A 24,675-nucleotide genomic window follows, 5' to 3' on the forward strand; every position below is an offset into this window, starting at 1 on the left:
TGCCAAATCTATTGGTATATAACTTAACAAAACTGAGACTGCATGTTTGAATCCCCAACTCCCACTCAATCTATAAAAAATGATGTTTTATCGGGCTTAACAGTTGCGCTTGCACTTGTGCCTGAAGCTGTTGCCTTTGCCTTTGTTGCTGGTGTTGACCCTATGGTTGGTCTGTACGCTGCATGTATCATGGGCCTAATCACCTCTATTTTTGGTGGTCGTCCTGGAATGATTTCTGGTGCAACTGGCGCGACAGCTGTCGTAATGGTTAGCCTAGTCGCCACTCACGGTGTCCAATACCTTTTTGCCGCCGTTTTACTCGTGGGTGTGCTCCAAATCCTTGCTGGTGTGTTCCGCCTAGGTAAATTTATCCGCATCGTGCCACATAGCGTGATGGTTGGTTTTGTCAATGGCCTTGCGATTGTGATTTTCTTAGCTCAGCTTGGTCAGTTTCAAGCACCTGATGCAAATGGTGTGATGGATTGGCTGCCATCGTCTCAGATGACGATTATGCTTGGCCTAGTTATACTCACTATGGCGATTATCCACTTCTTGCCAAAGCTGACCACTGCTGTGCCATCTTCACTTGTGGCCATTGTGGCGGTAACGCTACTTGTGCAAGGTTTAGATCTTGATACCCGCACTGTGGTTGATTATCTGCGCACTATGTCTGGTGACATGAACGCAACGCTTGCAGGTTCATTGCCAAGCTTTGCAATGCCAGATGTGCCATTTAACTTAGATACATTAAAAATCATCTTCCCATATGCACTTATCATTGCATCCATTGGTTTGATTGAATCACTACTGACACTTACTGTTGTGGATGAAATGACAAATACACGCGGTAAAGGTAACCGTGAATGTATCGGTCAAGGCCTTGCTAATATGACTTGTTCAGTGTTTGGCGCTATGGGCGGTTGTGCGATGATTGGTCAATCTATGATCAACATTAACTCTGGTGGTCGTGGCCGTTTATCTGGTATCACAGCCGGTATTGGTCTACTTTGCTTTATTCTATTTACCTCAAGCTTAATTGAAATGATCCCACTAGCGGCGCTTGTTGGCGTTATGTTCATGGTAGTGATTGGTACGTTTGAATGGGCAACCTTTAAACTTGCACGCCGCGTACCGAAGAAAGACTTCTTCGTGATTATCTTAGTGACAGTTGTGACAGTCTTAACTGACCTTGCGATTGCAGTGGGTGTGGGTGTTGTTGTTTCTGCGCTGACTTTCGCTTGGGAGCACGCAAAACACATTCACGCTGTAACGCATATCGATGAAGATGGCGCAAAAGTGTATCAAATCAATGGTCCGCTATTCTTTGGCTCTGCAGCAAACTTTAGCGATCTGTTTGATGCTTATAATGATCCAAAAGAAGTGATTGTTGACTTTGCTGGTTCTCGCGTGGTTGATCACTCTGCGATTGAAGCGATTGAAACCATCGCCGATCGTTATACGAAGCAAGGTAAGACGCTGCACCTTCGTCATTTAAGCCAAGATTGCCGTAAGCTTTTAACCAAAGCAGGCAGCTTAATTGAGATTAATTTAAAAGAAGATCCAACCTATAAAGTAATGGATGACCTTCTGTCTTAATCCCTGTCTAAATCTTATATAAATAAAAGTCCCCAAGTGAGAAAAAATTTACTTGGGGACTTTTTTATAACTATATTAGTTTCAGTATCGTTGTTAAACTCGTCACCGAACCAAGTTTATTTTTCACTAGCTTTCGCTGCACGCAACACAGGGTAGTATTGAGTGAAGACAAAGTCATCTTGAGCCGCTGCCGCGTGACACGCATTACATGACGCTGCGGCAAAAGCTTTCGCTGTTTTAGTTAGCTTTTTAAAGTCGTGATCTGGGCTAGAGAAGCTAAAATATGCCCAATTGCCAGGCTCACTCGCAAATCTATCTTTGTCTTTAATCGTCGCTTCAAGGCCGATGAATTCACCCATAAAATAGCCTTTACCACTTACTGCTGCTTTGCTACCAACACTAATCAACTCTTTGATTAAAATAGTATTATCTGGGAACTTACCTGTTTTTTCATAAACTTCAAATGCTTTCGGCTCAATATAAACGTTATGAAACTCAGGGAAAGGTGCTTTGCCATTATTCAATTCATTTGGCGTTAACGGAGTGCCGACATACACCCATTTACGGTATTCTTTCGCCTCAGGTAGCATCAGCTCGCCTTGATCATTAAATGTATAAGCCTCAGGAACCGATAAATCATCTGCCACGGCATTCGCTGATAAGCCAAGCCCGGCGCCAGCTAATACCAAAGCTAATAATGTGCCTAGATGGCCTTTCACTTGTTTTTGCATACTTGCACTCCTCTTTATATTTATTTTATTGCGCAAACCACAACCTTATGATCAGGCAATACACTTAGTCTAAGTGCTGTTTAATAAAGAGATCAAATATCACCATCAATTACATGTCTTTAACATGAAGCAAGCCACAGTGTGCCAATAAATCAGACACAGATCACGTGAATTTATATTATTTTCAATAAGATAGATGTCAAACAATAGCTCCTTATTTACATGAATATTACATGCCAAAAGGATCCATTTCACATTTTATTTACATTAATTTAGGCTAGGCTAAGCGAAGAATTATGCTCAATTTTAAGTTAAACTAGACAACATTAACCCATGTTTAAGGATGTATGAAATGGATGAATCAAATATGCAAAATAATGAAGTGAGCCAAGATAAGCATAAAGAAAGGCAACAACGTCTAAAATCTCATGTGGATGCACAAATTGCGACCGCGCAAATTGAAAAAAGCTTAGTCCTTGTTCTCACAGGTAATGGTAAAGGAAAAACGACAGCTGGTTTTGGGACACTGTTACGAGCTATTGGCTACGGCAAACGTTGTGGTGTGGCGCAATTTATCAAAGGACAGTGGGAAAACCCTGAGCAAAAAATACTCAGTCGTTTTGATGTGCCTTTTTATGTAATGAAAACTGGTTTTACATGGGAGACTCAAAACAAAGAAACAGATAAAGCGGCAGCTGAAGAAGTTTGGCAAGATTGCAAGCGTATGCTCAGTGATCCAAGCCTTGATGTCGTGATGCTTGATGAAATCACTTATATGTTAACCTTTAATTATCTAGATCTTGATGAGGTTATTAGTGCAATAGAAAACCGCCCTGCGGAGCAATCTGTGATTATTACAGGCCGCGCAGCGCACCGTCGATTAACAGAACTTGCAGATACCGTCTCTGAAATACGCCCAGTGAAACACGCGTTTGATAATGGTGTGCAAGCCAGAGAAGGGATAGATTTTTAATTTACGCTTGCCTCTCTTCCTCCCCTAGCTAAGGGGAGGTTAGGTCACATTAGCTTAGTTAATAGATATATTGGAAGCCTAATTAAATAAGCCTTTTAACAAAGAATCTGCAGCATTTTTGAGCTGCTTTGATTTATCATCATCGCCACCAGTAAAACGCTCGATTTCTTTATCAATTTTAGACTTAGCTTTGTCCGTCACCTTCTTCACTGCCTGAGTTTTCAACAGGCCTTTTAAATCTAATTGATAGCTTGGCGATTTCCAAGGACCATGAATACGAATGGGCACTGCAACACCGTCCAGATCCTTTATCGTGTTGCCTTTCAAATCTTTAAACTTGCTTAAATCCGCTTGAATATTCATATCCAAACTTTCTTTGGCATAATTCGCTTGCCCTTGTGCTTTTGCACTTAAGCCATCAGAAGTTAAGGTTAAGTTCTGGGTTGTGGCGATGCCTGATTTAAAATCAAAGCGCCCTTTCAACGCATCAAACTTAGTTTCATTTTTCTCTTGTGGCGCAGTTTGACCTTTAAGCAGAGCATAACTCTTACGGATCTGATATGGGATATTCACCCCATGCAATACACCATTATTTAAGCTAAAGGTCGTATGACCTGCCAGATTTGCTTTTAAGCGCGCAGGGATCAAAGATGAGCCTTTGGCATCAAGATTTAAATTACCAACCCCAGATAAATCATTAAAATCCGCTACTGTTTTCAAAAGAGGTTGAATTTGAATGCTTTTCACATCCGCTTTGATATTATAACTCGGCGTTGATTGACGCGCATCCAAGCGTCCTGATGCACTTAAACTGCCATTAAAGACCCCAGCAGTGAAGCTATTTAAATTCACCACACCGCGGTTTACAGCAAAGCTTGTATTTAGGTTGGCAAAATTCACTTTTTGATAGGTCAATTGCTTAGCTTTTAATTGACCACTGATATCTAAGGTTTTCAGCGCACTTAAATCTGGCTCTTGATTTGCCGGTGTGTTCGCAGCATACGCTGAGCTGACGAAGCTAAAGCTGGCATCACCGCTGAAGTCTTGTTTTGGACTTTCAAACTGAGCCGTTTTTTTAGTCAGCTCGCTCAGCAGCTGATCAAGATTTAAACGCGCAGTCGTTAAGTTCAGACTTACGGCGGGGATAGTTTTACTCGTATTCACACCTATATTGCCGCTAAATGCATACTCATTGGCAGCAAGTTGATTGAGCTGTAGGTTAAGCTGCTGTTTTGGAATTTGATAATTCAGACTACCCGCGGCTTTAAGCGTCAGCGGTGACAATGGAATAGATTGACCACTGGCCGTTGCATTAAGCGCAAGTTTACTGAGTTTAATATTATTTAAGTTCTCATTCACGCTAATCACGCCAGTTTGGGTCAAGTCGATTTGTGTATGCGCGTTGGCAGCGCTCTTTCCTTTTAGTACAAGCTTTAATTGACCTTCTTCATTTGGCAGCATTTTCTCAAGCTGTAGACTCGCATCACCACTAAATTGGTTGGATTCTACCCCGGTTGCATCCAAATCTGCAGCCCGCAGCATGAGTGAGGTCAATGGTTTTTCTTTTGCTAAATCAAGGCCCGCAGCAAGTGTCTCAATGGCAACCTTTAAGCTTTGCACATTGTATGTTTGCACAGCTTGCGCATCACTCTCAGGTATTTGATAAGCTGCTTTAGCATTCAAGCTTAGCTTCGCTAAATCAATCTTGGTTAAATGATTCATATCATTCACGAATGCAACGAACTTTTGTGTCGCTAGCGTGGCATTATCAAGCTTAACGCCAAACGCATCAAAGTTGGTACTACCTTGAATATTCTGCGCAGTATAGGATTTATAATCCGAACTCAGTTCACTCAGACTAAGCGATAAATCAGACACAGGCTTGTCTGCTGCTTGCATTTGCGCTTGTAAAGATAGGCTGCTTGCGAGTAGTTTTTGCGTATTCGCACTAAGATCTTTCAAACTTAAGCTCAATTGTGGGAAGCTTAAATCAGAAGTTTTACCGCTTGCAGAAACCTTAACTTCATTTATCGCCAAATCTTGTGACTGCCAACTTAAGCTGTTGAATTTTGCTTCTTCAAGATCTAAGTCACCTTGCGGCGAATGAACTTGACCTGTCAGGCGTAAATCACGCACAGCAAGATCGGTAACACTGTTTAAATCAGCTTTAGCAAATGACAGTGCAAACTCATTTAAATTCGCCTGTGGTGAGCGTAGCGTGGTGACCAGCTTAGCGTTTTGCGCACTATATTGGCCGTGAGCAATCGCAAGGCTTTCAAGATCAAGCTTGAGTGCATCCACAAACAAGTCTTGCGCTTTATCGCTAAAGTTGCCATTTAAGCTGAGCGCTTTAAATGAGTAATTTTTAGATGCCTTATCTATATTGAGATCTGATGTCAGGTTAAGCTCAAAAGCTTCTTGGTTATAATAACCTTTTCCACTTAGATTAAGCGTTGACCATTGATTAAATGCAAAATCAGCGAGCGTAAGGTTTACGCCCTCAAAGCCTAAATTTAAGCCCATTGGTTCATCAATTGCAGTTAGATTTGCATTTTGAATATTCACCCCAGCCAGACTCACCTGCCAAGCTTTCATCTCTTCAGGCACTTCTTCGACACCACTTTGCGCCATAACTTGCGTTGATGCTTGTTCGGCGCTAGAAGTTGAGTCATTTGAACTCACGCTCGTGTCAGTGCTTTTCTGTTTTAAGCCCAAAGTTTCAAGCGCTGGATCAATATTTGAGCTGCCATCGGCTTTGACTTGCCAATAAATATTTGCATCATCAAGCGCAAGGTTTGAAATATTTAATTTTTTTGAGAGTAAAGGCATGATGTCAAGGCTAAGCGCTGCATGCTCGATGGAAAGCATGTTTTCTTGATCAAAGCCTTGTGGATTTAATAGCTTAGCTGAACCGACTTCTATGCCAAGTTTAGGCAAAAACTGCCAATTTAAATCCCCTTCAATCACCAAATCTAGCCCTGCTTGCGCTTTAGCCTGTTCAATAATTAAAGGTTTAAATTGATTTGGGTTAACCCAAAATTTTAATGCCACAGCTCCAATCCCGAATATCAAAATGGGGACTGCAAGCAAAGCAATTAGAAACTTCTTCATATATAAAATCCCTAAGTTTAAATCCACACGGTGGGTTGCAATTAGTCTTGATTAATACGACTTGCTACGGCGCCCTGTTGGTTTTTATATTTGGCATTATCACGCTTGTTGTACGGCTTTTGTGCATCGCCTGAAAGCACTTCAAAGCTTAATGCGCCAATCGGCATCAAAGGCTTCAATGCAAGTGGCAAGCGACCTGAGTTATAAAACTCTAATACAATGCATCCCGACCAACCCGGATCAATGCGGTGTGCGGTGACATGTACCATTAAGCCTAAACGCGCGAGTGATGAGCGGCCATCGAGCCAGCCAACAATATTTGCTGGCAAATCAACAGATTCATACGTCACCGCAAGCGCAAGTTGTCCTGGGTGTAAGTAGAAAGCTTCATCTTCAGCAATGTAGATTTCATCACTCATGACTTTTTCAAGTTGCGCCGCGACATCTTCTTTTTTACCAGAAAGGTCGATATAAGGTGCGCTGTGATCGGTAAAGACACGAAACTTATGTCCAAGACGCACATCAACCGTCAAACCGCTAATGCTATCTTCACTTGGCATTGGGTTGATTTTAATTTTGTCTTCGGCTAAGTATTTTTTAATATCGCTATCACATAATCGCACGATATTTATCTCCATATTGTCGTTTAAATTGATTGTTTTTAAAAAGATTTGCTTGGCTTGATATTATAGAAGCTCATCTATATTTAAAAGCGAGATACGTTAAGTTTTAGATAAAAAAACGCCCAACAATTAAGTCAGGCGTGAAGTTTGTGCTCTTAAGCTTTTAATAGCCGCGCGATGTGCGCTTTAAGTACATCGATGGCGATACGGTTTTTACCACCACGAGGGACGATAATGTCCGCATGTTGTTTAGAAGGTTCAATAAACTGTAGGAACATAGGACGCACTGTTTTTTGATATTGCGTCATCACAGATTCAAGGCTGCGACCACGTTCTTCAACATCACGGCGAATACGACGCATCAAGCAAATATCAAGCGGCGTATCCATAAAGATGCTTGCGCTCATCAGCTCGCGCAGACGCGGCTCAGTTAATAGCAAGATCCCTTCAAGGATAATGACTTTACGTGGCGTCATTGTGCTCGTGTTACTTGTTCGTGTATGCTCAGTGTAGCTATATTCTGGAATTTCAACAGCTTGACCATTGATAAGCATTTGTAAGTGCTCACATAATAAATCATGATCAAGCGCATTCGGATGGTCATAATTGGTCTTGACGCGCTCTTCCATGCTTAAGTGACTTTGATCACGATAATATCTATCTTCTGTGATCACGCCAATTTGGCTATCTCCAACCTTGGCACGAATTTCTTTATAGATCGTGCTTGCAATTAAGCTCTTCCCTGAGGCTGATGCACCTGCGATACCGACAATGACACATTGATGCGGTTGATTTGTTACCGATTCAGCAGACGACTTTTGAGATTCAGACATGTATAGCACCCAAGCTTAAAATAGGAAAAAATACCCGAAGGCGGTTAAACCTTTTAATTATAGAGATTTATTCACATAGATTCTAGCATTTCCTTAACATGAATTTTGCTTAGTCGCGCATTGTTTAAGCAAAACCCATGTTTTATTTCTTTACGCTAAATAATTAGCCGCTTAAATTGGCTTAAGCTTGAGTAAATAGAATGGTCTCGGCGGATACCTCACCTTGCCAATAAATGCGCGCAGCAATTTGATCCGCCATTTCTTGATACAATTTGGCAATTTCTTGCTCAGCTAAATCATCCAGTTGCTCGGCATTTTTGGCCATGGTCGGCATGCCCGCATCAATACTTTGACGCACACTCATGTTTAAAGGCACTTGACCAAGCACAGCTAAGTCGTGCTCACGCGCCATAGCTAAACTGCCATTTTGACCAAAGATATGTGAATGATGCCCACAGTTTTCACATACGTGATAGCTCATGTTTTCAATTAAACCGACCACAGGGACTTCGACTTTATCAAACATGGCTACGCCTTTTATTGCATCGGCAAGGGCTAAGTCTTGTGGCGTGGTCACGACCACAGCGCCGGTGACAGGAATTTGCTGCGCAAGGGTTAATTGAATATCCCCTGTGCCCGGCGGCATATCTAAGACTAAATAGTCTAAATCTGGCCATTTGGTTTCATTGACAAGTTGCATTAACGCTTTTGACGCCATAGGACCACGCCAAATGGTTGCATCTTCAGGGCTAACTAAATAGCCGATTGATTGGCTATAGATGCCATGTGCTGGTACAGGTTGCATCCACTTTTGATCCATAATTTGTGGGCTTTGACCTTTGGTGCCCAGCATAATCGGCACAGATGGGCCATAAATATCTGCATCTAAAATCCCAACCTTAGCGCCGCTTTTGGATAAGGCTAAAGCTAAGTTAACCGCCGTGCTTGATTTTCCGACGCCACCTTTCGCAGATGTCACCGCGATAATATTTTTGACGCCGGGGACTTGGTTGCCATGCACTGTTTTTAAAGGCTTCACTTTTAAACTGACTTCAAGTGAAACAGGCAACGCCTTATCTTTGAGCCAAGTTTGAAACGCATACAGCATACTTTGGCTCGCAAAGGGCCAAGCAAGGACATAAGTTTGATCTTGCTTTTGCCAAATAAAGTCCGTGCTTGCCCAACCTTCGACACAATGTGGGTGCGAAAATTGATTTAACGCCTCAAGCAACTCATCGAGCGTCATCAATACAGATTCAGACATAAAAGCCCCTATAAATTTATTAAAAATGAACAAGTTCGAGTATAGCAAGTTCAATCGGTTTAAATAACCATTAAAAAATTGGCATTTGCCCGTCTATCTGCAAGCAATTACGCCTTGCATCTTGGAGACTGGCTAAGCATGATGTAGAATCTATTCCCAAATATCATAACTTTCTATACTCTTCACTCTTGAAGTTGCAACTGCGTTAACGACGCTGATTCGCCCTAGTCACATATTCTTATATGCTCCTAGGCTCTCATCATCTTGTTGCCTTGCTACAACTCCAATGGTTTTGAGTATATTAATTTATCTATTAACTTTTAAATCTAACAAGAAGCGAAGACAAGATGACGGCAACCGCAGACAGAAAATTATTAGTGACTTGTGCCCTTCCCTATGCAAACGGCTCAATCCACTTAGGCCACATGCTAGAGCATATCCAAGCAGATATTTGGGTTCGTTATCAGCGCCTACGAGGCAATACTGTTAACTTTATCTGTGCAGATGATGCACACGGCACGCCAATTATGCTTAAAGCACAGCAACTTGGTATCAAGCCAGAAGAAATGATCGCTGCCGTTCAAAAAGAGCACCAAACTGATTTTGCAGGCTTTAATATTAGCTTTGATAACTATCACAGCACCCATAGTGACGAAAATCGTGAGCTTTCAGCGCTGATTTATAATCGCCTAAAAGAAAATGGCTTTATTACTAGCCGCACTATTTCGCAACTCTTTGATCCAGAAAAGCAAATGTTCCTACCGGATCGCTTTGTAAAAGGGACTTGCCCAAAATGTAAAGCAGAAGACCAATATGGTGATAACTGCGATAACTGTGGTGAAACTTATAGCCCAACAGATTTAATTAACCCTAAATCTGCTGTATCTGGCGCAACCCCTGTGATGAAAGATTCACAACATTTCTTCTTTGATTTGCCACAATTTCAAAGCATGCTTAAAGAATGGACGCGTTCTGGTTCACTCCAAGCTGAAACAGCTAACAAGATGCAAGAATGGTTTGAATCAGGCCTACAGCAATGGGATATTTCACGTGATGCGCCATATTTTGGCTTTGAGATCCCAGGCGAGAAAGACAAGTTCTTCTATGTGTGGCTCGATGCGCCAATAGGTTACATGGGCTCATTTAAAAACCTATGTGACAAGCGTGACGATCTAAACTTTGATGACTATTGGAAGCAAGACAGTGACGCTGAGTTGTATCACTTTATCGGTAAAGACATTGTTTATTTCCACAGCCTATTTTGGCCGGCCATGCTAGATGGCGCGGGTTTCCGTAAGCCAAACAATGTCTTCGTTCACGGTTATGTGACGGTAAACGGCGCAAAAATGTCTAAATCAAAAGGGACATTTATCAAAGCAAGCACTTACCTCAAACACTTAGATCCTGAGTGCCTACGTTATTACTACGCTGCTAAACTAAACAGCCGTATTGATGATTTAGATTTAAACCTTGAAGATTTCACTCAACGCGTCAATGCCGATGTGGTCAATAAGATTGTCAACCTTGCTTCGCGTAACGCAGGCTTTATCAGCAAACGTTTTGAAGGCAAATTAGCGGACAATTGCGTTGAAGCTGAGCTTTATCAAGAATTTGTGGATGCTGGTGAACGTATTGCTGAGCTCTTTGAAGCGCGTGAATTTAGCCGCGCAATCCGTGAAGTGACAGCGCTTGCAGACAAAGCAAACCAATATGTTGATGAAAAAGCACCTTGGGTTTTAGCCAAAGAAGAAGGCAAAGAGCAAGAACTTCAAGAAATTTGCTCTATGGGTATCAACCTCTTCCGCGTCTTGATGACGTATCTAAAACCTGTGATGCCTGAGCTTGCTGCGCGTACAGAAGCTTTCTTAAATGAAACGCTTACTTGGGAAGGCATCAAAGCACCACTTGTGGCGCATGAAATCACTAAGTTTAAAGCCTTGTTTAGCCGTATCGATGGCAAGCATGTGGAAGCGATGATCGAATCATCAAAACAAGAAGCCGAGGCGGAAGCTAAATCTAACCAAGCACCTGCAGCAAGCGAAGCTGATTTTGAGCCTATCGCAGATGAAATTGAGTTCGATGACTTTGCCAAAGTTGACATGCGCATAGCTAAGATTGTGTCGTGTGAAGAAGTGCCAAAAGCAAATAAACTGCTTAAATTCCAACTTGATATTGGCAATGGTGAAATGCGCCAAGTCTTCTCTGGGATCAAAGCGGCGTACAATGCTGAAGATCTTGTTGGCAAGCTAACCGTTGTCGTGGCAAACCTTAAACCGCGTAAGATGAAGTTTGGTATGTCTGAAGGCATGATTTTAGCAGCAGGCCCTGGTGGTAAAGATCTTTGGATATTAGAGCCTCACGAAGGTGCACAACCAGGCATGCGCGTCATGTAAGCGTCATATTTGGCACGGCAGCAGTGTTAACTGCGCTTAAGCTGTCATGCCAAATATTTTGTTTTTTTGCATAATATTTCGAACTACGAAAAATCCAAAAAATACAATAAAAAAGAGTTTGTGGGAAATTTCCTACAAACTCTTTTTTATTTTTATACGAATAGGTTAATTCAAATATTAGCTGTCATCTTCGGTAAAATCACTCGGCAAATTCAGCTTCATTTCATTCCAAATCTGACCAGATTCAAAGCCATATTGACGGATAATTTTTGGTAAATCTTCCACATCACCCGACTCACAAGTTTCAAGCAATTGGCGATAGAAATTTAATGCCAATGCGCGCGAGTGAGGATTTGAGAAATAAAAACTTCCAACTCTGTCATAAAGTTTCTTAATGCCGTTAAAAATTAACCCGTAAACCTGATTGCCAGAATGGAAGGCTAAACGTTGGAACAACATATAGTCATAAAAGTTAAACGTACGTGCAATCATCACCGCTTGACGGGTCGCCGTATCACTTGATGTTTCATCTTTGATCGACTGTTTAATTTTATCCGCATAAGGTGAAACCGTAAGGAATTGATCATAGCTTTCTTGGGCCAACAGCAACTCACACGAATCAATCACGTTTTTAATCGTCTTAATACTTGCCTCAGGGTTACCTTTTAGCGCATAACGCATAAAGATAGGACTGATGCTCGTACGCGCCGCCAGCAAGTCTTCGACGATACTGGTCGCATTTTCGGTATCAAGTGTCATTAAAGTATCGAGTATATGTAAGCTTGAAGTTTCCATAAACTTGTTTACTTTCGTTGGCTTACCATGTTGAATCGTCAGCCAACCATCACGTGCTAGACGCTGCAGAACTTCACGCAACGTTGTTCGAGTAACACCAATTAATTCAGATAATTCGCGCTCAGCAGGAAGAATCGAGCCAGGAGGGAAACGCCCTTTCCAGATACTTTCGATAATATATTTTTCTGCAAAACTTGCAGGGCTTTTTGCCTTAATAACCATGTGTGACCTTATTTTAAACCCATAATTTATCGACATCAGTGCATCAAGATGTGCGTAAAAACTGTGCCATATTGGTTTTTGTGTGCTGGGTGTTGAGATATTAATCAACTCATCATACCACTAGATGAGAAATCACCCAAGTTTTGATCGACAAATGCCTCTTCTTAGAAATGCACTTCGCTTAATTTGAAGTGGAAATTAATTATCCAACATCACTCACAAAAGATTCACAAGACTTTCGTTTTTCAAGGATTAGACTTGACGGATGCTGCTAGCTTATAGAGTATCAAAAATGCAAATTGATTTTTCAAAGTATTTGAGTAGTTCTTTGATTTTATGCAAGAATATATACACCCAGAGTGAGATAATTTAGTTACAAAAAAGTCATTTTCTTACAATTTAAGGCAATTATTTACATATTATAAAATAAAATCATCCATTGGATGAAACCGCCTTAAGCGATCATAACGACAAGCTGTTATGGTTTTTTATATTTTTTAAAGGGTTCAAACATGACAACAACACTAGGAAGTGCATTTATAAAAAACTTTCTTGGCAAGGCGCCAGACTGGTATAAAGTCGCTATTATTTCTTTCTTGATCATCAACCCAATCGTCTTTTTTGCGATTGATGAATTTACCGCAGGTTGGTTGCTAGTTGCTGAGTTCATATTTACGCTTGCAATGGCTTTAAAGTGTTACCCTTTACAACCCGGTGGTCTACTTGCGATTGAAGCGATTGCAATTGGTATGACTAGCCCAGATCAAGTCAAGCATGAACTTGTCGCCAATATTGAAGTACTGCTACTTTTGATCTTTATGGTCGCTGGCATTTATTTCATGAAGCAGTTGTTACTCTTTATCTTTACCAAAATTCTTCTCGGCATTCGCTCTAAAATCCTTCTTTCACTCGCCTTTTGCTGCGCCGCTGCATTCCTGTCTGCATTTTTAGATGCCTTAACTGTGATTGCCGTGATCATCAGTGTTGCAGTTGGTTTTTATGCCATTTATCACCGCGTCGCATCTGAAGGTGGCGGTAATGCACATGATCATACCACTGATGATGATATTCCTGAGTTAACGCGTAGTGACCTAGAAGACTATCGCGCATTTTTACGCTCGCTATTAATGCATGCTGGCGTAGGTACGGCGCTTGGCGGCGTAATGACTATGGTTGGTGAGCCGCAAAACTTGATTATTGCTGATCAAGCGGGCTGGGAGTTTGGTGAATTTATTTTACGTATGCTTCCTGTAACGCTACCAACTTTTATCTGTGGGATTATCACTTGTATTTTAGTCGAGAAATTTAACTGGTTTGGCTATGGCGCAAAGCTGCCAAATTCTGTACGCCAGATTTTAGATAATTATGCTAAAGAGGAAGAAGAAGAGCGTACGAAGCAAGACGTAGCTAAATTAATCGTTCAGGCTGTGATTGGGGTTTGGTTGATTCTTGGTCTTGCACTGCACCTTGCAGCAGTTGGTCTTATCGGTCTTTCAGTGATTATCTTTGCGACCTCGTTGTGCGGGATCACAGAAGAACATGCTCTGGGTAAAGCTTTTGAAGAAGCACTGCCTTTTACAGCACTGTTATCTGTATTCTTCTCGATTGTGGCAGTAATTATTGATTTAGGCTTATTTAAGCCTGTGATCGAGTCTGTGCTTGAGCTTGAAGGCTCACAACAGATGAGCATGTTCTATATCGCCAATGGTTTATTATCTATGGTTTCTGATAATGTGTTTGTCGGCACTGTATATATTAACGAAGTCAAAGCGGCGCTACTTGAAGGGGCTATTTCACGTGAGCAATTTGACCTGCTCGCTGTCGCTATCAACACAGGAACAAACTTACCATCGGTTGCAACGCCAAACGGTCAAGCCGCATTCTTATTCTTATTAACCTCAGCACTCGCGCCGCTAATTCGCCTGTCTTATGGCCGTATGGTATGGATGGCCCTGCCATATACGATTGTGTTGGCTCTGGTTGGTCTATTCTGCATTAGCTATTTAGTTGAACCTGTCACTGAGTATTTTGTTCATTTACACTGGATCACTGCGCCTGACACCGAGAGTGCAAGCAACATTATGAACCTGATGGCTCCCGCCAGTCACTAAATTAAGATTTTTTAATCTATGATTTATTGCCACATTTGTTGACTCAGGTGTGGCATTTTTATAACTTATTTATTTTGATGGAAATAATTGTGAAACTAATTCAGCAACTTTATCGTGCTTCAATCAATCGTTTAGCATGGGGCTTATTGGCTCTAGCAGGGCTTAGCTTTGAATTATGTGCCCTCTTTTTTCAACACGTGATGAAACTTGACCCTTGCGTGATGTGCGTTTATGAGCGCGTCGCCATGTTTGGATTAATTGTTGCTGGGCTTATTGGAATGCTCTCTCCAAAAAATATAGTCACTCGTGTGGCAGGACTTGGGGTGTGGGGATTGGCTAGTTATCAAGGCATGATGCTTGCAATTGAGCATGCAGATTACCAATTTAACCCTTCACCATTTAAGCAGTGTGCGATTTTCCCTAATTTTCCAAGCTGGGCACCGCTTGATCAATGGTTTCCGTGGATGTTCCATCCAACTGGTGAATGCTCAAAAGTTGTATGGCAGTTTTTAGGCTTGTCTATGCCGCAATGGCTGATTGTCATTTTTGCAGTCAGTCTGGTGGTGTGCGGATGTGTCGTTTTAAGTCAACTTTTAGGCAAAAAAGCGCAAAACTAAGCGCTCTTTTACCCAAGAAGAAATAAACCTATGAAGTTTAAGTTGGGGTTAGCCACAGCACTGCTTAAACTTCTTGCCGCTACCACACGGGCAAGGGTCATTTCTACCGACAGATTTATATGGGTTAATACTTTGGCTACGATGCCCAAGCATTAAGGTATCTGCAGCCATTGCAACTTCATTAATCATAATCGGTAATTGAGGCTTCATGTGTTGAAAAGCCGGTGGGTGGTCAATACCTGCTTCGCGCATTTGCTGCTGCGTTGAGTTTTCATCAATCGCAAGCATTAAAGTCGTTACCAATGCTTGTAACATACGCAAGGTGCCATCATTGATTTCTTGGATCGATTGCCATTTCTCTTCAACGATTTGCCATAAATTTAAAAAACCATAAGCCCAGTCTTTTAGCTCGCCGTCATTGGAAAAATAATCCAGTACTTGATATTCATTACGCATCAATACTTGATACTGAGACTCGAACTGAGTGATCAAACTCGCTTTGCGCGCTGCCAGATCCTCAAGGCTTAAGCCCATACTTTGAATATCTTTACCAATGAGTGCTTGCAAACAAATATCGAGATCAATCGGCCTTGGACTCAAATTCACTGCCAGAATCGCACCTTCTATAAACGCAGCATTGAGACTGTGCCCATGCAATATATGTCCTTGCGCTAAATTTAGCGAAGAAAAAGCGGAATCATCAATCAATTTATACATAACAAACACTCTTTTCGAATAGTATTTTTATTATAAACAAGAGCTTTTAAGTTATACCAGAAAAATTTTGTGGATCTGGTGTAAGTTCGGTACAATCTCGCCCCTAATTGCCCTCTTACCCCTTACCTTGCTTTTGGAGAAACATCATGCGTGTCATTTTAGGCCCGATGGAAGGTGTGCTTGATCACCTAATGCGTGAGCTACTCACCGATATCAATGATTATGATATGTGTGTCACTGAATTTGTTCGCGTGACTGATCGCCTCTTGCCTGAACACGTTTTTACCCGTTTGTGCCCTGAGCTTGAAACCAATAGCCAAACCAAATCAGGCGTACCTGTGCGCTTGCAATTACTCGGACAAGATCCAAATTGGATGGCAGAAAATGCTGTGCGCGCAGTTGAAATGGGTAGCAAAGGCTTAGATCTAAACTTTGGTTGCCCTGCCAAGTTGGTCAACCGTAGTCGTGGCGGGGCAGCCCTGCTTCAACACCCAGAGCAAATTGAAAAAATCATCTCATCCTGCCGCAAAGCTTTACCTAAAGATGTACCTCTAAGCGCTAAAATTCGCTTAGGCTGGGAAGACCCAAATGATTGCTTTGAGATTTTAGATGCCGTTTGCCAAGGTGGCGCAGATGAAATCACGGTTCATGGACGCACCAAAGCAGGCGGCTATAAAGCTGAAGAAATAAAATGGGAATATATAGAACAAATCAAACAGAAATCGTCAATTCCTGTGATTGCAAATGGTGAGATTTGGAACTATCAAGATGGGCAAGACTGTTTGGCCCAAACCAAGGCTGATGCACTCATGGTCTGCCGCGGCGCATTTAATGTGCCAAACTTAGGTAATATCGTGAAATACAACCATCAAGCTATGCCTTGGGATGAGGTACTAGATCTTATGCTTGCTTATTCTAGCTTTGAAATTCAAGGTGATAAGGGCTTGTATTATCCAAACCGAATTAAACAATGGCTCGCTTATCTACGTAAAGCTTATGCACAAGCGGATGATCTATTTCGTAACATTCGCAAGTTTCAACAAGCAGAGCCAATTGTCGAATATATTCAAGGCCTAAAAAATAATCAGAACCTTTAAAGGGTTAAATCATTAATTTGAACTTGGTTTTTCCCTTGTTGCTTCGCATCATAAAGCTTCACATCTGAGGCTTTAATTTGCTCAGCCAGTGTGACATGTTCTGCTGGCTTACTGATGCACAGACCACAAGAAACGGTAAAACCTCTTTCAAGCACAAGGTTGGCATCGGTTTCTATCACTTGACGCACCTTCTCAAACAACTCAATCAACTCTTGCTTGTCATCTGAAGTGGCATAGATAACAAACTCTTCACCACCAAAGCGCGCGACAAGATCGCGTGAGTGCGAGAGTTTAGCCATCACATCAGCAACGAACACAATCACTTCATCCCCAACATCATGCCCAAAAGTATCATTGATTGACTTAAAGTCATCGATATCAAAACTTCCAAGTGCCTGATAACTAAGTTTCGCTTGCTGATCATAGGCGGTTTCAAAGCCGCGGCGGTTAAGTAGTCCTGTCATTACATCTTGCGCAGAAAGGCGGCTATATTGGTCCCTTTGATTATAAAACTGCCAATATATAAGACTCATCGAAGAAATCAGATACAAGACGATTAAAGCAATCAGAAGCGTACTTTCCGACTTTATAAAGCGGATAAACTGATCTTTAAATGACCAATTAATATAAATCACTTGGTTAGAAACAATGTTTCCAAGGTTTAACTTACGAACTTGATATGGATTTGGAAAATCTAAACCTTTATCAGGATCGCCAATATATATATTACGTGTTTTATACCCTTCTAGCGGATCAATGAGTTCATCTAATACAATATCAATCAAGTTCAGGCCGATCATTTTATCTTTATTATAAACAGGAACAGAGACAGTTAGAATTTGTAAACCTGTTACTACATCGACATTTGGGCCTTCAATTCGCATTTCACGCGCACCCTGCTCAGCAACTTTCCAATAGTGACGCTCTTTGATCTCATCGAGTTTATCTATTGTTAATTTCTGCCCAAGCACCTTAGGTGAAACTAAGGCAAAGCTATCGGTTGAGACAAAATACATCCCAGTAGAAAAAGGATCTAAACTATTTAAAAACGACAACATAGGCGCAAGTGTCAGCTTTTCTAATAATTTTTGATAGGCTTGGTTTCTTTCGCTACAAAAATCTGGTTTGGCCACAGCGATGTAGTCTGCGCGCAAATTCGTACTGACATCAAATAGTGCATTGTTTCTGGCTTCATTGATCGGCACGATTTGGCACATATCATCGCCAATATTAATTTTATGATTATTGTATAAAGAGTTATTTTGATTATCTTTTTGAAAATTGGTCGCTATCGTGAAGTTTAAAACGTCTAGCACCTTGGCTGTACGTAAAATCGCACTTTCAGCCTTTTGATACTCTTGTTCCAGCCTGTCATTAAAATCGACAGAATATTGATAGATAATCATGCCAAGGACACTTAGCGCGATCAATGTCGGAAGCCAAAGCAGCCGATAAGTAATTGTCTTGGTTTGATGTTCTTGCATTTTTTATTGTACTCCACGGCCTACCGGCTGCAACTATCCTTAGTTATAGGTCAAACAGCGACTTGATTCTTGCCATTATTTTTTGCTTCATAAAGCTTTAGGTCTGCTTCTTTAACCATTTGATCCAAATTGGTTCGATCCGAGGATAAATGGATAGATAAGCCACAAGAAATAGTAAAGTTTAAGTCCCGTACTTGAGTTGAATGCTCACCAATTCGCTCTTGCATGCGCTTCACTGCTTGTAAGATTTGCTCCGAGGTTTTGGCTGTAATATAAACCACAAACTCCTCACCGCCAAAACGTGCCACTATATCAGTCTGACGCGTGTTCTTATCTAGTTTCATTGCCACATAACAAATCGCTTCATCGCCAATGTCATGCCCATAGGTATCATTGATTTGTTTAAAATCGTCAATATCAAAAATCGCCACACCTTCATATTTCAATGCTTGGCGCTCTTCATAATGGGCACTTAAGCCTCGACGATTTAAAAGCCCAGTCATAGGATCGCGCATGGATAATTCGACAAAGTGGCGTTTATCTAGCCAGGCTTTGACCAAGAAAAGTAGGATACTACCGATTATCCATAAGCCCAGACCAAAAATTAAGATGTCTTGATAGTTTTTAGCGTAAGCGTAAGCTGCATTTTTAACATTTAAGCGGCTCACCAATACCTGATCGATATCCATTCCAGGGATCATTATTTTTTTCACAAAACGAGCGTCTTGATCAAGCGGCTCTCGAGTCAGGTTAACCAAATCAATATACGGCCAAGCGTCCGTTTTGCCTTTAAGCATTTCATTTAATTGAATATCAACAAAGCTGACGCCTAAAAACTGATTATTGTTAAATAGCCCCACGGAAAAAGTGACCACAGGATTTCCTGTAACCGTGTCGGTATAAGGGCCATAGAATAAAATTTTACGCTCCCCTTCTTCCGCTCGTTTCCAAAAATCACGCGTCTTGATAACGTCAAAATCTTTGGCTCTTAATTGCACACCTAAATTCTTAGGCGATATGAGCGCATAATCAAATTTAGAGACAAAAAATAAGCCTGTAGGAAAAGGGTCGACCTCATTCAATTTTGGAAATATAGGAGCAAGGATAATCTTATCGAGAATTTTTTGATAAACATGGCTACCAGGTTGACAGTCATTTTTCATAGCAACGACTTGATAATCTATATCTTGTTCATCCACAGTGGATACAAGTAATCCATCAGGCATATCTTGCGGCTTTTGTGTATTGAGTACAGGCGTGAACCAACACATTCCATTTGATTGGCTAATTTGATGTTCAACTTGTGAGTTGGCTTCTATTGACTCTGGGGCAAGGTAGTCAGTTGAAATAGTATAGGTCACTGCGGCTAAAATCTTTGCGGTACGATCAAGCGCAGATTCAATACGATCGTATTCTTGCATGGTATCTCTTTCCAGTTGTTGATAATACTGAAAAAAAGAAATAAAGATAAAGATTAACGAGAATAATAATGGAACGAAAATAATTAGTTTCGTGGATAATTTACGCAACATTTGCATGAAATTGGTTCGCTCCATTGGTTAAGGGTTCTGCCGCTTTTCAGCGCACTATCAATCCATTAGGTAATTAAATAAAGACAACTAATGATGTCTATCTTATCATAATTTATTGGATTCAAAATAACAAAACCCTTTTACTTATATGTTAAATAATTGAAAGTTTAACATTAAATATTTAGAACCAACGCTCAAAGTCATGGCGATCTAACTGCTTGAATGCGCGTTTTAACAAATATGCTAGATCAAGGTAGGTAAGTTTACTTGGCGCAGGCTCCTGCGCTTGGCCTGTTTGAGCAATTTTTTCATATAACTCATGATACCAAGCCACTAAACCTGGCGTTAATTCTGTGCTCGCACGAGTGCCGAGCCACCACAAGCCTTGCAAAGGCATACTCAATGCAAAAAGTGCCACCATAATCGCAGGTGCAAGTGCAGTAATTTCTTGAAAAGCAGCTTGGCCGTAAAATGAAATTTGAAGTGCAAGACTGACCACGGCAACAGCAGGCATGTATTTAATACCAAACCCTGTGGCCTTAATCACTCGAACTTCAGGAAACATAGGCGCAAGTTCTTTACGCATTGGCCACTCTTTCATATAGGTTTGCCCAGAGCGAAAACGTGAAACAAAACTAACTTGGCTCATATTGGCCTCCTTTCTAAAACATTCAGAAAGCTAAAAATTCAACAAAAAGTAGAAACTATAAAAAAAACAGGTAAAAAATTGATTAGATATAAGGTTGTTGTCAATTTTTTTTGTTATATTATGCAAATCTCGTTATTCTTAGCATGATTGAGCTTGTGTAAACCCCAAATCACTCAGGGTCTATTGCATCAGATGATGCGCATGAGGTCAAACAATAAGCTCTGCTATAACAAGCTATGTCTAAATTAACATGCTTTGTTATATAAAGAATAGAGTCAAAAACACAAAATTGATAGCAGTTAGCCTTGTCAACCAACATATGCTACTGATTTAGACTATCTTTTAAACTGTTTTATTTCATTACAATATTTTTAGCGAATACAGGTATTCACACATGTCAAAGCTAGTTTTAGTTTTAAACTGCGGTAGTTCTTCTCTTAAATTTGCCATCGTTGACGCACAGTCTGGCGATGAGCTTCTAACAGGTCTTTCAGAGTGTTTAGGTCTTCCTGAAGCACGTATTAAATGGAAACTTGACGGTAAGCACGAAGCACAATTAGGTGAAGGCGCTGCCCACGCTGAAGCTTTAAAATTTATCGTTGAGACTATCCTTGCTTCTAAGCCAGAACTTGCAGAAGGTCTTGGCGCTATCGGTCACCGTGTTGTTCATGGTGGCGAGCACTTCACTGAATCAGCACTTATCACTGAAGCAGTAGAACAAGGCATCAAAGATTGCATCACGCTTGCACCACTTCACAACCCAGCAGCTATTGCAGGGATCGAAGCTGCGAAACTAGCTTTCCCAGGTCTGAAAAACGTTGCTGTATTCGATACGGCATATCACCAAACTATGCCTGAAGAAGCATACCTATATGCTCTTCCATACAACCTATACAAAGATCACGCGATCCGTCGTTACGGCATGCACGGTACATCTCACCTATTCATCGCACGTGTTGCGGCTGAGCGTCTAGGTAAACCTGCATCTGAGCTAAACATCATCAACTGTCACTTAGGTAACGGTGCATCTGTTTGTGCGATTAAAGATGGTAAATCTGTTGATACGTCAATGGGTCTAACGCCGCTTGAAGGTCTTGTAATGGGTACGCGTTGTGGTGATATCGATCCTGCGATCATCTTCCACCTACACGACGTGCTTGGTTATTCTGTTGATCAAATCAACACTATGCTAACTAAAGAGTCTGGCCTACAAGGTCTTACTCAAGTCACTTCTGATTGCCGTTATGTTGAAGACAACTACCAAGACAAGCCTGAAGCAAAACGTGCAATGGACGTTTTCTGTCACCGTCTTGCTAAATATGTTGCAAGCTACACTGCAAACCTTGACGGTCGTCTTGACGGCATCGTGTTCACAGGTGGTATCGGTGAAAACTCTGCGCCAATCCGTGAAGAAGTTCTAAAACGTCTTGCGATTTTAGGTGTTGAAGTTGATAGCGCGAAAAACCTTGACGCTCGTTTCGGCGGCGAAGGTGTGATCACAACTGACAGCAGCCGTGTTCCAGCAATGGTTATCTCAACTAACGAAGAGTTAGTGATTGCTGAAGATACAGCGCGTCTAGCTGGTCTTTAATTTCTACCTCAGGCTAGCACAAGTGTTAGCCTGAGTTTTTTCTAAGCCATATCCTTCACATTTGAACCATGCATTTGTGGATAGCTTTCTTTGGCTTCCTTTCAATATTTCAAGGGAATTAATTCATGTCTCGTACAATTATGCTTATCCCTATTAGCTCTGGCGTTGGTTTAACTAGCGTGAGCTTAGGTGTGCTACGCGCTATGGAGCGTAAAGGTGTTAATGTTTCATTTTTCAAACCTATCGCACAGCCGCGTCACGGTGGTGATCAACCAGATCTAACTTCTAGCATCATCAAAGCTAGCAGCGATCTACTTGTTGCTGAGCCAACACCTATGTCAGAAGCTGAGCACTTAATCAGCTCTGAGAAAATGGACGTGCTACTTGAGCAAATCGTTGAGCGTTTCAACCAAGTGAACACTGCTGAAGTTACGCTAATTGAAGGTCTAGTACCAACGCGTAAGCACCCATTTGCAAACCAAGTGAATGCGGAAATCGCAAGCACACTTGGCGCAGAAATTGTGTTCGTGGCAACCCCAGGTAGCCTAAACGCAGCGCAACTTAAAGAGCGTATCGAAGTTGCATGTTCTAACTTTGGCGGCATGAAAAACAAAAACATCTCTGGCGTTATCATCAACAAGCTTAATGCACCAGTTGATGATGCAGGTCGTACACGTCCTGATTTGTCAGAAGTTTTTGAAAACAACAAAGCTGGCAACATTGAAACCATGGAAATCTTCAACTCTAGCCCAATTCGCGTGCTAGGTTGTGTGCCTTGGAACATTGAGCTGATTGCAACTCGCACTAGCGATATGGCGAAGCACTTAAATGCTGAAATCATCAACGAAGGTGAAATCCACACGCGCCGCGTGAAGAGCATTACTTTCTGTGCACGTTCACTACCAAACATGATTGAGCACTTCCGCCCAGGTTCACTTCTTGTGACTTCAGCGGACCGTCCAGACGTTATCGTTGCTGCAGCGCTTGCTTCAATGAATGGTGTAGACGTAAGTGGTCTATTGTTAACAGGTGGTTATGACATTCCTGAATCAATTTATGAGCTATGTAAGCCTGCATTTGATTCTGGTCTTCCTATCTTCAAAGCACAAGGTAACACTTGGCAGACGTCGCTAAACCTACAAAGCTTTAGCCTTGAAGTACCGGCTGACGATAAAGAGCGTATCGAGTTTATTAACGATCACGTTGCAAGCCACATTGATGGTCCTTGGATTGACTCACTATCTGAAGGTACTGAAGGCATCCGTCGTCTAAGCCCACCAGCATTCCGTTATCAATTAACAGAATTTGCACGTCGCGCAGCAAAACGTATCGTTCTTCCTGAAGGTGAAGAGCCACGTACAGTAAAAGCTGCGGCTATCTGTGCGGAGCGTGGTATCGCGACTTGTGTGCTTTTAGGTAACCCTGAAGAAATCAAACGTGTTGCAGCCCAACAAGGCGTAACTTTAGGCGCTGGCGTTGAAATCATTGATTCTGACGCAGTTCGTAACAACTATGTTGATCGCCTCGTTGAACTACGTAAAGCAAAAGGCATGACTGAAGTTGTGGCACAAGAAAAACTAGAAGACTCTGTTTTCCTTGGCACTATGATGCTTGAGCGTGATGAAGTAGATGGTCTAGTTTCTGGCGCGGTTCACACCACAGCAAACACTATCGTTCCACCGTTCCAAATCATCAAAACTGCACCTGATGCATCTATCGTATCGTCAATCTTCTTCATGCTACTGCCTGATCAAGTATTGGTTTACGGTGACTGTGCAATCAACCCAGATCCAAACGCAGAACAACTTGCTGAGATTGCTATCCAATCTGCAGATTCTGCAAAAGCATTTGGTATTGACCCACGCGTTGCGATGATCTCTTACTCGACAGGTACATCTGGTAAAGGTGCGGACGTTGATAAAGTGCGTGAAGCAACTGAAATTGCGAAGCAAAAACGCCCTGATCTTGTGATCGATGGCCCGCTTCAATATGATGCCGCTATCATGGAAAACGTTGCTGCTTCTAAAGCGCCTAACTCGCCTGTAGCAGGTAAAGCAACTGTATTTGTATTCCCAGACCTAAACACTGGTAACACAACTTACAAAGCTGTACAGCGTTCTGCTGACCTTGTTTCTATCGGTCCAATGCTTCAAGGCATGCGTAAGCCGGTAAATGACTTGTCTCGCGGTGCATTGGTTGACGATATTGTTTACACTATCGCACTAACTGCTATCCAAGCAGACCAAGCGGATAAAGCAAAAGCTTAATTGTAAGCCCTAAGCTTTAAGCATAAAAAAGACCAGAGTGGATTATCCCCTCTGGTCTTTTTGTATCTG

18 protein-coding genes are annotated in these 24,675 nt (G+C 41.6%); 8 read left to right on the top strand and 10 right to left on the bottom strand.

Annotation, left to right across the window (positions count from 1 at the left end; genetic code table 11):
• Nucleotides 1-42: 42 nt before the first annotated feature.
• A complete protein-coding gene (locus tag AC2VOY_RS02465) occupies nucleotides 43-1,596 on the top strand; it encodes a SulP family inorganic anion transporter (protein ID WP_491832058.1) in 1,554 nt (517 codons plus the stop codon).
• Between the two features lie 116 nt (nucleotides 1,597-1,712).
• Here AC2VOY_RS02465 and AC2VOY_RS02470 read toward each other — a convergent pair whose 3' ends face one another.
• Nucleotides 1,713-2,327: a cytochrome P460 family protein gene (locus AC2VOY_RS02470; RefSeq protein ID WP_491832059.1), complete on the bottom strand. Its 615-nt coding sequence runs from the start codon at nucleotides 2,325-2,327 to the stop codon at nucleotides 1,713-1,715.
• 367 nt (nucleotides 2,328-2,694) lie between these two features.
• On the opposite strand from AC2VOY_RS02470, the gene cobO reads away from it, so the two are divergent.
• The gene (gene cobO / locus AC2VOY_RS02475; RefSeq protein ID WP_491832987.1) at nucleotides 2,695-3,300 is read left to right on the top strand and encodes a cob(I)yrinic acid a,c-diamide adenosyltransferase; all 606 of its coding nucleotides are present in this window, start codon (nucleotides 2,695-2,697) and stop codon (nucleotides 3,298-3,300) included.
• Between the two features lie 78 nt (nucleotides 3,301-3,378).
• On the opposite strand, the gene AC2VOY_RS02480 is transcribed toward cobO, so the two are convergent.
• From AC2VOY_RS02480 to apbC, 4 genes are all read right to left on the bottom strand, one after another.
• Entirely contained in the window at nucleotides 3,379-6,411 is a 3,033-nt protein-coding gene (locus tag AC2VOY_RS02480; RefSeq protein WP_491832060.1) for an AsmA family protein, read from the bottom strand.
• A gap of 41 nt (nucleotides 6,412-6,452) precedes the next feature.
• The gene (gene dcd / locus AC2VOY_RS02485) at nucleotides 6,453-7,034 is read right to left on the bottom strand and encodes a dCTP deaminase (protein WP_491832061.1); all 582 of its coding nucleotides are present in this window, start codon (nucleotides 7,032-7,034) and stop codon (nucleotides 6,453-6,455) included.
• Nucleotides 7,035-7,189: 155 nt separating this feature from the next.
• Entirely contained in the window at nucleotides 7,190-7,867 is a 678-nt protein-coding gene (udk, locus tag AC2VOY_RS02490) for a uridine kinase (RefSeq protein WP_491832062.1), read from the bottom strand.
• 181 nt (nucleotides 7,868-8,048) lie between these two features.
• The gene (apbC, locus tag AC2VOY_RS02495; protein ID WP_491832063.1) at nucleotides 8,049-9,131 is read right to left on the bottom strand and encodes an iron-sulfur cluster carrier protein ApbC; all 1,083 of its coding nucleotides are present in this window, start codon (nucleotides 9,129-9,131) and stop codon (nucleotides 8,049-8,051) included.
• 347 nt (nucleotides 9,132-9,478) lie between these two features.
• On the opposite strand from apbC, the gene metG reads away from it, so the two are divergent.
• A complete protein-coding gene (gene metG / locus AC2VOY_RS02500; protein WP_491832064.1) occupies nucleotides 9,479-11,524 on the top strand; it encodes a methionine--tRNA ligase in 2,046 nt (681 codons plus the stop codon).
• 177 nt (nucleotides 11,525-11,701) lie between these two features.
• Here the strand turns inward: metG and fadR are convergent, their stop codons facing one another.
• Nucleotides 11,702-12,541 (bottom strand): fatty acid metabolism transcriptional regulator FadR, encoded by an 840-nt coding sequence (fadR, locus tag AC2VOY_RS02505; RefSeq protein ID WP_491832065.1) that lies wholly within the window; start codon nucleotides 12,539-12,541, stop codon nucleotides 11,702-11,704.
• A gap of 512 nt (nucleotides 12,542-13,053) precedes the next feature.
• Here fadR and nhaB point away from each other — a divergent pair.
• Both nhaB and dsbB read left to right on the top strand, forming a co-directional pair.
• On the top strand, nucleotides 13,054-14,652 hold the full coding sequence (nhaB, locus tag AC2VOY_RS02510) for a Na(+)/H(+) antiporter NhaB (protein ID WP_491832066.1): 1,599 nt from the start codon (nucleotides 13,054-13,056) through the stop codon (nucleotides 14,650-14,652).
• 89 nt (nucleotides 14,653-14,741) lie between these two features.
• Nucleotides 14,742-15,269 (top strand): disulfide bond formation protein DsbB, encoded by a 528-nt coding sequence (gene dsbB, locus AC2VOY_RS02515; RefSeq protein WP_491832067.1) that lies wholly within the window; start codon nucleotides 14,742-14,744, stop codon nucleotides 15,267-15,269.
• Between the two features lie 48 nt (nucleotides 15,270-15,317).
• Here the strand turns inward: dsbB and AC2VOY_RS02520 are convergent, their stop codons facing one another.
• On the bottom strand, nucleotides 15,318-15,986 hold the full coding sequence (locus AC2VOY_RS02520) for a YecA family protein (RefSeq protein WP_491832068.1): 669 nt from the start codon (nucleotides 15,984-15,986) through the stop codon (nucleotides 15,318-15,320).
• A gap of 146 nt (nucleotides 15,987-16,132) precedes the next feature.
• On the opposite strand from AC2VOY_RS02520, the gene dusC reads away from it, so the two are divergent.
• Nucleotides 16,133-17,083 carry a tRNA dihydrouridine(16) synthase DusC gene (dusC, locus tag AC2VOY_RS02525; protein WP_491832069.1) on the top strand — a complete coding sequence of 317 codons (951 nt, stop codon included), beginning with the start codon at nucleotides 16,133-16,135 and terminating at the stop codon, nucleotides 17,081-17,083.
• Here dusC and AC2VOY_RS02530 read toward each other — a convergent pair.
• From AC2VOY_RS02530 to yfbV, 3 genes are all read right to left on the bottom strand, one after another.
• The gene (locus AC2VOY_RS02530; RefSeq protein WP_491832070.1) at nucleotides 17,080-18,567 is read right to left on the bottom strand and encodes a sensor domain-containing diguanylate cyclase; all 1,488 of its coding nucleotides are present in this window, start codon (nucleotides 18,565-18,567) and stop codon (nucleotides 17,080-17,082) included. The two genes, dusC and AC2VOY_RS02530, sit on opposite strands and share 4 nt — an antisense overlap.
• 50 nt (nucleotides 18,568-18,617) lie before the next feature.
• Nucleotides 18,618-19,988, bottom strand: coding sequence for a sensor domain-containing diguanylate cyclase (locus AC2VOY_RS02535; RefSeq protein ID WP_491832071.1), 1,371 nt, complete (start codon nucleotides 19,986-19,988; stop codon nucleotides 18,618-18,620).
• A gap of 292 nt (nucleotides 19,989-20,280) precedes the next feature.
• Nucleotides 20,281-20,748, bottom strand: coding sequence for a terminus macrodomain insulation protein YfbV (yfbV, locus tag AC2VOY_RS02540; RefSeq protein WP_491832072.1), 468 nt, complete (start codon nucleotides 20,746-20,748; stop codon nucleotides 20,281-20,283).
• Between the two features lie 394 nt (nucleotides 20,749-21,142).
• Here yfbV and AC2VOY_RS02545 point away from each other — a divergent pair, with 394 nt between their 5' ends.
• Both AC2VOY_RS02545 and pta read left to right on the top strand, forming a co-directional pair.
• A complete protein-coding gene (locus tag AC2VOY_RS02545; RefSeq protein ID WP_491832073.1) occupies nucleotides 21,143-22,339 on the top strand; it encodes an acetate kinase in 1,197 nt (398 codons plus the stop codon).
• Nucleotides 22,340-22,464: 125 nt separating this feature from the next.
• Nucleotides 22,465-24,606: a phosphate acetyltransferase gene (gene pta, locus AC2VOY_RS02550; RefSeq protein WP_491832074.1), complete on the top strand. Its 2,142-nt coding sequence runs from the start codon at nucleotides 22,465-22,467 to the stop codon at nucleotides 24,604-24,606.
• The last annotated feature ends 69 nt before the right edge of the window (nucleotides 24,607-24,675 follow it).

The organism is Vibrio sp. KMM 9700 (assembly GCF_058545285.1).